Source organism: Flavobacterium sp. CSZ (assembly GCF_015350725.1).
Lineage (GTDB): Bacteria > Bacteroidota > Bacteroidia > Flavobacteriales > Flavobacteriaceae > Flavobacterium.
Genome location: NZ_JADKPQ010000001.1, coordinates 24993 through 38361, shown reverse-complemented (window position 1 = coordinate 38361; position 13369 = coordinate 24993). Strand labels below are relative to the sequence as shown.

The window sequence follows — 13369 nt, the reverse complement described above, 5'->3', positions numbered from 1 at the left end:
ATAGCTGTAAAAATTTACTCTTTAGACAACATCAATTCTTTGATATATTTTACCGGAGCGCTTCCAAAACTTAGGAATTTCTCATGGAATTTTTTCAGGTTGAATTTATCTCCTTCTTTCTTTTTAAGTTCTTCTCTAAGGTTATAAATTTCAGTATATCCTGTAAAATAAGAACATAATTGTACTTGAGATAAAGTTACACGTCTCCATTTTCCATCAGCTTCTGCTTGTTGCTGGAAAGCTTCTTTGGTCAATAGATCGATTGCAGCTTCTTTTGACATGTTTTTAGTGTGAACGCTAATGTCAAGAATTGTGTTGCAAGTAGCTCTTAAATTCCATTTGTAGTACATCAACCACATTTCGTCAGAATTTTTATAACCGCTTTCTAACATCATTTTCTCAGCATAAACAGCCCATCCTTCAACCATAGCACCATTTCCTAAGATCGATTTAATAATACTTGGCGATTGATTGCTGTAAACTAATTGTGTGTAATGTCCAGGAACTGCTTCGTGAATATTCAGAATCTGAAGGATATAATCGTTGTATTCTCTTAAATAACTTTCAGCATTCTCAGCAGTCCATCCTGTCATACTTCCTACGTTATAGTAGGTATTGGCATTTTTATCATAAGGTCCGGGTGCGGAGATAGATGCTCCTGCAACCCCTGCCATATAAGCTGGTTCTTTACGCACTACAAGTGGTTTCGACGGATCGATGTATAATAAATCTTTTGCTTTTACATACGCTGTTAATTCCGGAATTTGTTTCTCAATTTCAGATTGAAATTTCTCCGGAGTTGTGTGCTGTAAAGAAATTTTATCAATAACTTGTTTGATTAACTCCAGTTTATTTGTTGGTTTTGCTTCGGTTCCTTTGTATTTCGTCCAAAGTTTATCAGCCAAAATAAACATTTTATCGTGTAAGTCTTTTTTGTGGTCGTTTGCTACTTTAAAAATCTCATCAGCAGTATAGCTTGACTGGATATCAAAATTGAATTTTTTAGCATATAATGCAGATCCTAATCTAAAAGAACGTGGCGTTTTGTTCGGTAAGTTTTTTAGCCAGTCAGCGTAATCTGTAATTGCTTTTTTAGCTGTTTTTGCTTTGTCAAGCATTTCTTCTTTCTCAGCTTCGCTTAATTTACTTTGTTTTAAAGCAGTAGCTAAATCCGTATCAAAAACAGATGAACCACCTAAATTTTGAGCTATTGCAAGCTCAGTATGCTCAACAGTTGGATTTTTGATGTTCTTTTTTGCAGCTTCATAATAAGCCGGAACATTGTTCATTTTAGCATTGAAAGCACGCAAACGAACTTCTAATGAATCATATTTTCCGTTTAAAATCTCAGCAAATGATCCGCATACATTGTATTCAGAAGGATTCCACTCAGATGATTTTAATTCTTTTATACTAAAAATAGTAGCTTCAAGCTGATTTTTAATCATTTGAAAATCGGTCTTGTTATTGTCAGACAAATTTTCAATATTGTATTGTTTTAAAGAATCTAATTGTGCGTTGACAAAATCAAGCTGTATTTTTTCTTCGTTAGCATCCGGAATAGATAAAATACTGTCGTATTTATGATATCCAACACCAGAAGCCCAACCCGGATTAATTTTCCATAAAGAGGTTACAAAACCATCTTTGTACTTGTCAAATTTCCCATCTAAAGCTTTATCTTCGTTAGACTTACCACTCTTATTACAGGAAAAAAGAAGCGAAATCGCAAAAATTGAAACAAATAGTTTTTTCATAAGTTAATTTTTTAATGGTTTAAAGATAAAAAAAATGTTCTTTCTGCAAAACTATTTGCTATTTGTAATTAATATTTCAATAAATCTGATAAAACTTCCTCGAAACGATTTTTAGGTAAAAACTGATCTTCTAGTGCTTTTGTAAATGGAATTGGAGAGTCTAAACTTGCTACTCTTTTTACCGGAGCATCCAGAGATTCAAAGCATTCCTCCATAATTAAGGCCGAAATATCACTTGCAATTCCACCAAATAAAGTGTCTTCCTGATAAATAATTACTTTTCCTGTCTTTTTAACCGAAGCAAAAATAGTATCGATATCCAAAGGCTGTAAAGTTCTTAAATCGATTAAATCAGCTTCGATTTCAGGATTATTGGTCAATGTTTCTAATGCCCAATGTACAGCAGCACCAAAAGCAATAATGGTAACTTTATTTCCTTCTTTCAATAAAGCCGCTTTTCCTAACGGAATCGTATAATAATCAACCGGAACATCCTGATAAACGCTGCGATATAATTGTTTATGTTCGAAAAATAAAACGGGATTCGGGTCATTTATCGAAGTATTCAACAAGCCTTTTGCATCATAAGGAAAAGCCGGATAAACGACTTTTAAGCCTGGAGTTTTGGTAAACCAGGCTTCGTTAGTTTGTGAGTGAAATGGCCCGGCCTGAGTTCCGCCGCCGCAAGGCATACGCACGACAACATCAGCTTTTTCGCCCCAGCGATAATGTGATTTTGCGAGTAAATTTACAATTGGATTAAATCCTGTAGAAACAAAATCGGCAAATTGCATTTCGACAATTGCTTTATAACCATTAACGGATAATCCCATTCCGGCAGAAACAACGGCACTTTCGCAAATTGGAGTATTGCGTACACGGCCTTTTCCAAATAACTCTACAAAACCATCTGTAATTTTAAATGCGCCTCCGTATTCAGCAATATCCTGACCCATAATTACAAGATTATTATGGCGCAACATCGATTGCTCTAAACTGTTCCTGATAGCATCTATAAAACGAACATTTTTTATTTCTTCGGATGGATTAACTTCATCATATTGATATGGTTTGTAAACATCATCTAATTCTCCACTATAAGTTGGTATAATTTCAGGTTCGGCATTTGCAATGGCTAAATTTTCGTCGATTTCCTGTTTGATTTCAGCATGTAACTGCTCGTCAAATTCGGTGGTTAGAACACCAATTCCTGTTAAATAATCTCTGTAATTGCTTACTGGATCTTTGGCAGCCCATTCGTCCATTAATTCCTGCGGAACGTATTTTGTGCCACTCGCCTCTTCGTGACCGCGCATTCTAAAGGTTTTAAATTCTAATAAAACCGGATGCGGATTTTCCTGCATCTGTTCTTTTAGCTGGGATAATTTATTATAAACTTCCAGAATATTGTTTCCATCAATAATATAACTGTCAATACCGTAACCAATTCCTTTATCTGCTAAATTTTCGCAGGCATATTGTTCGTTTGTAGGGGTCGAAAGGCCGTAACCATTATTTTCGATGATAAACATTACAGGCAATTTCCAGACAGCAGCAATATTTAAAGCTTCATGAAAATCCCCTTCGCTTGTAGCGCCTTCTCCTGTAAAAACAGCGGTAACTTTTTTATTGTTCTGAAGTTTATCGGCTAAAGCGATTCCGTCTGCGATCCCTAATTGCGGGCCAAGATGCGAAATCATCCCTATAATTTTATATTCCTGAGTACCAAAGTGAAAGCTTCGATCCCTTCCTTTTGTAAAACCATTTGCTTTTCCTTGCCATTGCGAGAATAATCGGTGTAACGGAATATTTCTGGTGGTAAAAACGCCCAGATTTCGGTGCATTGGCAATACATATTCAGACTCATCTAAAACAGCGGTAACCCCTACTGCAATTGCCTCCTGCCCTATTCCGGAGAACCATTTAGAAACTTTTCCCTGCCGAATCAGGATGAGCATCTTTTCTTCGATCAAACGAGGTTTAAGAATTTTTTTATATAAATCTAATAATTGAGCATCAGTAAGGTTTTGTCTGTAAAAGATCATTTGGTTCTTGGTTTTAGTGTTTCAAATATAGAAAAATATAACAATTTTATTGATTTTTGTTATAATTTTTTAATTTTAATATAACTTTTAAAATTCAAATCTAAAATATTCTCTACCTTTGTGACTAGAAGGTTTACAACGCCTTTTATCCTATTAAATAAAAATGTAAAGTATGCAAAACATTCCTAGTGTAGACTTACGTGATTTCCTTTCGGACGACCCGAAACGTAAACAAAAATTTGTAAATGAAATCGGCAGTGCATTTGAAAACATCGGCTTTGTAGCCCTAAAAGGTCACTTTTTAGATGATCAGTTAGTAGACGAGCTTTATGGCGAAATTAGAAAATTTTTCGCTTTGCCAGTAGAAACTAAGCGTAATTATGAGATTCCCGGAATTGGCGGGCAAAGAGGCTATGTATCTTTTGGAAAAGAACATGCTAAAGGACGTAAAGAGGGAGATTTGAAAGAATTCTGGCATTTTGGTCAGTATGTTGATGCATCTTCTAAGTATGCTTCAGAGTATCCTGATAATGTTGAAGTAAAAGAACTACCTCGTTTTAATGTTGTAGGTAAAGAAGCGTATCAAATGCTTGAAAAAACAGGTGTTTACGTATTAAGAGCTTTGGCTTTGCATTTAGGTCTAGATGAGTTTTATTTTGACCAATATGCAAAAGAAGGAAACTCTATTTTAAGACCAATTCATTACCCACCAATTACTTCTGAGCCGGAAAACGCTATTCGCGCCGCTGCTCACGGAGATATTAATCTGATTACCCTTTTGATGGGTGCTCAGGGTAAAGGATTACAGGTTCAGAATCACGATGGCGAATGGATTGATGCTATCGCTGAAGACGATCAATTGGTTATTAATGTGGGAGATATGTTGTCAAGACATACGAATAACAAACTAAAATCTACCATTCATCAGGTGGTAAATCCACCAAGAGAATTATGGGGAACTTCACGTTATTCTATTCCGTTTTTTATGCATCCTGTTAGCGATATGCGTCTGGATTGTTTAGAGAACTGTATCGATGTTGAAAATCCTAAAAAATTCGAAGATATTACTGCGGGAGACTATTTGTACGAACGTTTAGTAGATTTGGGATTGATTAAAAAATAAACTTAAATAAATTCCAATATTAAAATTCCAAATTCCAACATTATGATTGGGATTTGGAATTTAATTTTTACAAACTAAAACTATTTAAATTTATTTTTTAACATAAAAAATTTATGGACTTACAAGATCAATTAAAAAACTTATTCCCGGATCACGTAGAATCAAACGAACCTGAAGAAGTTCAGGAGCAGGATCATGTGCTTTATATTCAAAAAGAGCCTATGATTTGTAAATTCGAAAAGCGAAAAGGAAAAGCCACCACCATTATTGAAGGTTACCAAGGATCTGACGAAGATTTTAAAATTCTGGCCAAAGAAATTAAAACAAAATTAAGTGTTGGCGGAACTTTTAAAGATGCTTCGATTATTATTCAGGGCGATTATCGTGATAAAATAATGGAAATCCTGAAAGCAAAGGGATTTAAAACAAAAAGAGTTGGGGGGTGATAATTTTAGATTATTGATTTTAGATTTTAGATTGAATAAAAAAAATAACCGGAAAGCACGCAAAGAATTATAAATGAAGTTTTTTTTGCAAAAAGGCTAAGAATGCAAAGCTTTGTCTTTTCAATTTTAGGTTGTTGAGATTTGATTTTTTTAAATTATAATTTCAGATATGTAAAACCTTAGAACCTTTGCCGCTTTGCAACTTTGAACCTTAAAGAAAAAAAATCTGTGACAATCTGTTCAATCCGTTAAAACCGTGGGCAAAAAAACATCCCCAAAAGAAAACCTCAGAACCTCAGAACCTTTGAACCTTTGTCACTTTGAACCTTAAAGAAAAAATATGATACAAAATTCAGAATTAATACTTAATCCAGACGGAAGCGTTTATCACTTAAACTTACTTCCGGAGCATATAGCAAACGATATAATTTTTGTTGGAGACCAAAACAGAGTGGAGAAAATTACTCAGTTTTTTGATTCGATTGAATTTTCGACGCAAAAAAGAGAATTTAAAACCCAGACGGGAATTTATAAAGGCAAAAGGATATCTGTAATGTCAACCGGAATTGGTCCTGACAATATTGATATTGTGGTAAACGAATTAGATGCTTTGGTAAACATCGATTTAAAAACACGTCAGCCAAAAGAAGAGCTTACTTCTTTGAATATTATAAGAATTGGAACTTCAGGTTCTTTACAGGCTGATATTCCTGTCGATAGTTTTGTAATGTCAAAATTCGGATTGGGACTGGACAATATGCTTCGCTCCTACCTGATCGATGAAGTTGCTAATGCTGCTATTGAGGATGCTTTTATACATCACACTACTTGGGATATTAAAAAAGGAAGACCTTATGCAATTGCATGTTCTGAAAAATTAGAAAAAATAATTGAATCAGATAAAATATTTAAAGGTATTACTGCAACTGCTGGTGGTTTTTACGGGCCGCAAGGGCGTGTATTGCGTTTGAATATTCAGGACGAAGAATTAAACAGTAAAATGGATAATTTTAGTTTTAATGACGAAAGAATCACTAATTTAGAGATGGAAACGGCTGCGATATATGGACTTTCTGCGCTTTTAGGACATAATGCATTGTCATTGAATGCTATTATTGCCAACCGTGCAACGGGAACTTTTAGTGAAGATCCGTACAAAGCAGTTGATGAATTGATTACATATACGTTGAATAAACTGGCTCAGCAGTAATTAGCGAATTAGTCAATTAGAAAATGAGATAATTTATGGAAGACGCTATTCTTAAATTTGAAAGATTATTGAATGAGAATGTCAATTATTTTCCAACGATAAGCAGTGAGATTTTAGAAGCTAAAATATCTGTCAAATGGTCTAAAAAAGAAATTTTAGGCCATTTGACAGATTCAGCTATTCATAATCTGGTGCGTTTTACAGAAATAAATTATGTAGAAAAACCTTATCAGCACAGGCCATATAACCAAATAGATTTAGTAAATTTAAATCAATATCAAACAATGGATATTGATGAATTGACACAATTGTGGTTTGTGATCAACAAACAGATTATCAGAATTATGAAATCTGTTGATAATGAGGCTTTAGATTATAAAATTGTTTTGAGTGATGGATCGATTATTGATTTAAAATTTCTGATGACTGATTACGTAACTCATTTAGAACACCACATAAACCAAATTAGATAATGGCAGAAACGCATAAAAAGATATTGTTTAAATATTATAGTACTTATCTGGAAGAAATTGTTTCAGAGACCATGTGGGCAGAAATTAAAGATCTGGAGAAGGGATATTTTAAATTAGATAACATCCCATTTTTTGGGCCTTTGATTGCAACTGACGATATTTTTCGTGCAGAATATGATGAAGATGAAAAAACGCTGATACACAGGGAAACAATAGAAAATTCCGGTAATTCGATCGTTCAGGTTTTAATCTTAGAAGAAGGATTTGACAAGGAAATAATCAGAGGAAAATTAAAAGCAATCAATTGTATATCAGAAGGTTTGAATGATACTTTTTTTGCAGTTGAAATTGTCAAAAATGTTGACTATTCGATTGTAAAAAGCTTATTAGATGAATATGAGTCAAATTCGATAATAGAATTTGCAGAACCTTGCCTTTCTGAAAAACACAGAACAGATTTGTTGAAAAATTAGATAATATTTCAATATGATAATTAGATAATTAGAAAAAAACTAAACTTAGAATACGCTTACCAAACTTAAACTTAAACTAAAATGAAAACTGTAAAAATTGTAGGTGTCCCGGAACACTTCAATTTGCCATGGCATTTATGCATCGAAAATGGCGAATTTGAAGCAGAAAACATAGATTTACAATGGAAAAACATTCCTGAAGGAACCGGTAAAATGTGTCAGATGCTTCGTGATGGCGAAGCGGATATTGCCGTAATCTTAACCGAAGGAATTGTAAAAGATATTGTTGCCGGAAATCCAAGTAAAATTGTGCAGGTGTATGTACAATCGCCTTTGATCTGGGGAATTCATGTTGCTGCAAAATCAGATTTTCATACTGTAAAAGATCTTAAGGATAAAAAAGTAGCGATTTCAAGAATAGGTTCAGGATCTCAGTTAATGGCGTATGTGAATGCACATGACAATGGCTGGAAAACGGATAACCTACAATTTGAAATTATCAATACCATCGACGGAGCTGTTGATGCCCTGACAAAAGGAACTGCAGATTACTTTATGTGGGAGCGTTTTATGACCAAACCACTTGTGGATCAGGGAATTTTCAGAAGGGTTGGCGACTGCCCTACTCCATGGCCATCATTTGTGATTACCGTTCGTGATGAATTCTTAAAAAAGAACCCAAAAATTGTCGAGAAAATATTAGAAATAATAAACAAAACAACCCACGATTTTACTCAGATTCCAAATATAGACAAAACATTATCAGAGCTTTTCAATCAAAAAATTGAAGATATTCAGGAATGGCTGAAACTGACTCAATGGTCTCAGAAGAATTTAAGTGAAAAATCATTCATAAAAATTCAAAATCAGTTATTTGATCTGGGAATTATTGATAAAAAAAGTACTTTTGTTGAAACGGTAAAAGCGCTTTAAATACTTGCTTTTTGAATTCTTATGATAAAATTCCCTAAAATTGACTTTCCGCAATTAAAATCCAAACTACAGGTGAAATCTCCCTGGGACAGGATTATTATTATGCTGTTGAGTCTTTTGATTACGATCCCGATTTTTATCATACTGCATCAAAACCTGATCGATTTAGAGTGGGCTTTTAATCTCGATCGTGTATTTATCTTCATATTTGTTTTTGCTGCCATTTTCTTTCTGTTAATGTACCTTCGAACCATAATACTTTTATGTATAGCATTGTATTTATTGGTTTTAATTTACGGAAGTGTTATAGGAAATTATGGTTTTAGCGAAATCTCCGAAGATTATAATTCGATGATTTATACCATGTCTGATAATCCTTTTCCGCAGGATATTATTGTGGCAAAGCTTCTTCCGTTTCCTAATAAATCAAAAATCATCAATGCCATCGAGTATCAGAATCCAAAGGTTCGAAATTTCGCTATAATGGCTACGACAAAGCATTTTAAAGGCATAAAAGGATATTCTGATTACAGAACCATTATTCAGTGTTTTGCTGTGTTTAAAGAGATTAATAGCCGCTGGAATTATGTAAACGATCCCAAAGAAGGCGATTATATTGCTACGGCGAGCGAATCATTAGAATATTTTTCGGGTGATTGTGATGACCATTCTATTTTAATGGCTGCTGCGATTCGATCTATTGGCGGAACTCCAAGGCTAATTCATACTAAAGGACATATTTATCCCGAAATCCTGATTGGTTCTATGATCGATCTGGAAAAGGTCAATTATTTAATCAAGAATGTACTTTTTGTAAAAGAAAGTTACGGTAAAAAGATTCATTATCATATCGATGAACGCGGTCAGGTCTGGATGAACCTTGATTATACTGCCAAATATCCTGGTGGACCATTTATGTACGAAGAAATCTTGGGGGCGTTGACTTTGAAATAGTTTTTTTTGAGGTTCAAAGGGACAAAGTGGCAAAGGTTTAAAGGTTTTCTGTAGAGACGAATATTTTTTGCCCGAAGATTTGGCGGATTGAATGGGTTTGACACGGATTTTTTTTAATTCTAATCGCAAATTTTCGGTATTAAATTCCAAATTTCAGGTTCCTGAAAATCCAAATCTCAGATTTTCTAATAACACCAGTTTTAACGTAGGACGCGTAGCAATGCGTCTTATACCTGACGTAAAGGCACTGCTTTGAGTCTCTACAATGGATACGGGTGATGTGGTAATGCGTTGCGATCTTTGCATTTTATAAAAAATTATATTTATAATTCCTTTGCTCCCGATAGCTATCGCGGGATTGCGGTTAAATTATTTTCTAATCTAAATTCTAAAATCCGCAATCTAAATACTATTTTGTAAGTTTAATTACTTATTAATTTGTAAATATTTGATTTTTAGATTTTTAATTAAAAATAATTTTGTAATTTTCTCTTGTCTAACTTTAATCACAAAATCATGAGAAAATCTAACTTATTTATCTTCGCAATTGCATTATTAGCAGTATTAATGATTTCATGCCATAAAGGTCGCAATAAACTGGTAAACTCTTGGAAAATCACTGCTGTTGAACCTAAAATACCGCTTTCTGATTCTTTAAAAAATGTGATTCTGACTAACGGAACGCTGACTTTTACAGAAGATGGTCACGTAACAGGATATTTACAAAATGAAATAAATAATGGTACTTTTGCATTGACAAAAGGCGGAAAGAGCTTAGTGATAAAAGATGAAACGGGAACCCCATATCCTTGTGAAAGCATTATAACAGATGATCAACTGATATTAGACAGCAAAGAGATGAAAATTACACTCAAAAAAATATAAACTGAGTTTTTATAATTATAAAAACCACTCTGTAATAACTGCAGCGTGGTTTTTTTATTTTAGAGCGAACGTATCATTCTTTGAATGTTTTAAATTGAATCATTTTATTAATTTCTTCTTTTTTTAGTAGAAATAAAACGCAAATTGTATCTTTGCAATCTTAAATAAACGCAGTATTTTATGTGAAAAATAATTTCTTTCAGGCAATTTAAAGAGTAAACGGCAATCGCGGTTACTCTATTTATTCATCTTTATAGAAAGAAATTATGCTTACTCTACAAAACATTTCATATAAACACAACAACAGTGATTTATTGTTTGACAATATTAGTTTTACAGTAAATAATCAGGAAAAAATAGCGCTAATTGGTAATAACGGAGTAGGAAAATCGACCTTGTTAAAAATCATTGCGGGCGAATTACAGCCATCAAACGGAGATTTAAGAGTGAATTCTGAACCTTATTACATTCCGCAAATTTTTGGACAATACAATCATTTTACAATTTCCGAAGCTTTACGCGTTCATGATAAGCTCAATGCTTTTAAAGAAATTCTGGATGGGAATGTTACTGAAGAAAATCTGACTGTCCTAAATGATGACTGGACTATTGAGGAACGTTGCAACAATGCGTTAAAGTATTGGCAATTATCTGATCTGGATTTGACCCAAAAAATTGAAAACTTAAGCGGAGGACAAAAAACAAAAGTTTTCCTGGCGGGTATTTTAATTCACGAACCGGAATTGGTTTTGCTTGATGAACCCAGTAATCATCTTGACAAAGCAACAAGAGAATTGTTGTATCACTTTATTACCTCTACAAACAGTAGTTTAATTATTGTAAGTCATGATCGAAAACTGCTCAATCTTTTAAATATCGTATACGAACTAAGTAAACGCGGGATTACTATTTATGGTGGGAATTACGATTTTTATGCTGAGCAGAAACAAGTTGAAAATAATGCTTTAAACCAGGATTTACAAAGTAAAGAGAAAGCCTTGAAAAAAGCCAAAGAAAAAGAACGTGAAACTCTGGAAAGGCAGCAAAAACTGGATGCAAGAGGCAAAAAGAAACAGGAAAAATCGGGTGTTGCACGTATTATGATGAATACATTGCGTAATAACGCCGAAAATAGTTCTTCGAAACTCAAAAGTGTTCATGTAGAAAAAATAGATGGTATTTCGAAAGAATTACGTGAACTACGCTCTGCCCTGCCCGATATCGATCAGATGAAATTTGGCTTTGATGATTCGGTTTTACACAAAGGCAAGATTCTTTTTAAGGCAAATGCCCTTAACTTTAGCTATAAAGAGGAATTACTTTGGAAGAAAGATTTAAGTGTAGAAATCACAAGCGGAGAAAGAATTGCGCTTAATGGAAAGAACGGATCAGGTAAAACCACCCTTATTAAAATTATATTAGGAAAATTGACCCCAAAGCCGGGAACGGTGTATACTGCAGAGAATAAATCGGTTTATATCGATCAGGATTATTCCCTTATTAATAATAAACTCAAAGTTTACGATCAGGCACAGCAATTTAATGCTTCGGGCTTAGAAGAACATGAGATCAAAATGAGGTTAAATCGCTTTTTATTCGATAAAGAATACTGGGATAAACCTTGTAGTGCTTTAAGTGGAGGCGAAAAAATGCGATTGATGCTTTGTTGCTTAACGATTAAAAACGAATCGCCAGACATCATCATATTAGACGAACCTACAAATAATCTGGATATTCAGAATGTTGAAATCCTTACTGCAGCCATCAATGAATATCAGGGAACACTAATTGTGGTTTCTCATGATGAGTCTTTTCTGGAAGAAATTAATACAGAAAGAACTATTGTACTTTAAAGGCTGTCAATTTTCATGAAACCTTTCAGGATCAGAGAATTTTGAAAGGTTTTTAAACAATAAAAAATAAATTTTACAGCAGGGAAATATCTAGTATTTAAAATTATATTTACAGTGTTTAATTAGTACTTATAATTTAAAAATCGATGAAAAACGCACTAATTCTGGTTTATTTTATGATCACCTGTAATGTCTCAGGGCAAATATATGATGTTGTTGCTGAAGATGATACGCGAAATGGAAATGGTTATTACACTACCTATTCTGTTGCACTGGAAAGAGCTAATGATGTAAAAACGTTGGATATAGAAAAATCAGATGCAAATGATTTTTTAAGAAGTAAAACTTATTTTCCGAATCTGGTCAATTTAAATCTTCATTTTTCTAAAGGTGTTTCTCAATCAAGAGATTTTGAGAATTTTGCCAATTTAGAAACCATTACTATTAGTTACTCATGGTATCTGAGTTCGCTTCCTTCAAACTTTACAGCACTAAAAGCCTTAAAAAAAGTCTATATCTATAATTGTGGATTATCAGTATTACCAGAACTTTTTTTTTCAAACCCTACCCTACAATCGGTTGGCATTTGCGGAAATAAATTAACTAAATTACCTGCCATTCCTGTAAACAATGAGATACAATACCTTAATATTGGTTACAACGAAATAACACAATTACCTGCAAGTTTCGAAAATTTAAAAAAAATAAAAATTCTTTCTTTGAAAGGTTTACCAATCGAGACTTTTCCTGAAGAAATTCTTAAACTTACTGAACTTGAAAGTTTAGAATTAACCAAAACAAAAATTGCGGTTCTGCCAAAAGAGATTGCCAAACTAAAAAATCTACAGAATTTGTATCTCGTTGGCATGAATTTGAGATTAATTCCATCTGGTTTAAAGAAATCAAAACTAACTAACGTTTGGATCTCTGAAGATGATTTGAGTGAAAAAGAGAAAAATAACATAACCAATTCTTTACCAAAAGAGTGTAAAATTGAATGGACATCTAAAGAAAACCAACTTTTGGATATAAATGAAAAATGTTTTTGCGAAAGATAAAAACTAGAAAGAACAGCCTTTTAAAGCCTCTAAAGTCTAATAAACTTTAGGGGTTTTTTATTCTAATCACTTTCAAAAATAATTCATTTTTAAATGTTTTTATTTTAAGTAGTTGACTATTAGCAAATAAAAGCTGTTTAAAATTTGCGCAGTCAAATA

General features: G+C 33.3%; 12 protein-coding genes. 10 read left to right on the top strand and 2 right to left on the bottom strand.

Features of this window, described 5'->3' with window-relative positions; translation table 11 throughout:
* Positions 1–14: 14 nt before the first annotated feature.
* Positions 15–1757 carry a DUF885 domain-containing protein gene (locus IRZ78_RS00205; protein ID WP_194614592.1) on the bottom strand — a complete coding sequence of 581 codons (1743 nt, stop codon included), beginning with the start codon at positions 1755–1757 and terminating at the stop codon, positions 15–17.
* Positions 1758–1825: 68 nt separating this feature from the next.
* The gene (locus IRZ78_RS00200) at positions 1826–3802 is read right to left on the bottom strand and encodes a dehydrogenase E1 component subunit alpha/beta (protein WP_194614591.1); all 1977 of its coding nucleotides are present in this window, start codon (positions 3800–3802) and stop codon (positions 1826–1828) included.
* 172 nt (positions 3803–3974) lie between these two features.
* Here IRZ78_RS00200 and IRZ78_RS00195 point away from each other — a divergent pair, with 172 nt between their 5' ends.
* The 10 genes from IRZ78_RS00195 (at position 3975) to IRZ78_RS00150 (ending at position 13210) form a co-directional block, all read left to right on the top strand.
* Positions 3975–4925: an isopenicillin N synthase family oxygenase gene (locus IRZ78_RS00195; RefSeq protein ID WP_194614590.1), complete on the top strand. Its 951-nt coding sequence runs from the start codon at positions 3975–3977 to the stop codon at positions 4923–4925.
* Between the two features lie 113 nt (positions 4926–5038).
* Positions 5039–5371, top strand: coding sequence for a translation initiation factor (locus IRZ78_RS00190; RefSeq protein WP_194614589.1), 333 nt, complete (start codon positions 5039–5041; stop codon positions 5369–5371).
* A gap of 340 nt (positions 5372–5711) precedes the next feature.
* Complete coding sequence (locus tag IRZ78_RS00185) at positions 5712–6581, top strand: nucleoside phosphorylase (protein WP_194614588.1); 870 nt, start codon at positions 5712–5714, stop codon at positions 6579–6581.
* Between the two features lie 35 nt (positions 6582–6616).
* A complete protein-coding gene (locus IRZ78_RS00180) occupies positions 6617–7054 on the top strand; it encodes a DinB family protein (RefSeq protein ID WP_194614587.1) in 438 nt (145 codons plus the stop codon).
* Positions 7054–7527, top strand: coding sequence for a DUF4265 domain-containing protein (locus IRZ78_RS00175; protein WP_194614586.1), 474 nt, complete (start codon positions 7054–7056; stop codon positions 7525–7527). The genes IRZ78_RS00180 and IRZ78_RS00175 overlap by 1 nt, the downstream gene beginning before the upstream one ends.
* 81 nt (positions 7528–7608) lie before the next feature.
* Positions 7609–8460, top strand: a complete 852-nt coding sequence (locus IRZ78_RS00170) for a substrate-binding domain-containing protein (protein WP_194614585.1) — start codon at positions 7609–7611, stop codon at positions 8458–8460.
* Between the two features lie 21 nt (positions 8461–8481).
* Positions 8482–9414: a transglutaminase gene (locus IRZ78_RS00165; protein WP_194614584.1), complete on the top strand. Its 933-nt coding sequence runs from the start codon at positions 8482–8484 to the stop codon at positions 9412–9414.
* A 516-nt stretch (positions 9415–9930) separates the two neighbouring features.
* Positions 9931–10299, top strand: coding sequence for a hypothetical protein (locus tag IRZ78_RS00160; protein ID WP_194614583.1), 369 nt, complete (start codon positions 9931–9933; stop codon positions 10297–10299).
* Between the two features lie 266 nt (positions 10300–10565).
* Entirely contained in the window at positions 10566–12152 is a 1587-nt protein-coding gene (gene abc-f, locus IRZ78_RS00155; RefSeq protein ID WP_194614582.1) for a ribosomal protection-like ABC-F family protein, read from the top strand.
* A gap of 146 nt (positions 12153–12298) precedes the next feature.
* Positions 12299–13210 (top strand): hypothetical protein, encoded by a 912-nt coding sequence (locus tag IRZ78_RS00150; protein ID WP_194614581.1) that lies wholly within the window; start codon positions 12299–12301, stop codon positions 13208–13210.
* Positions 13211–13369: the final 159 nt, after the last annotated feature.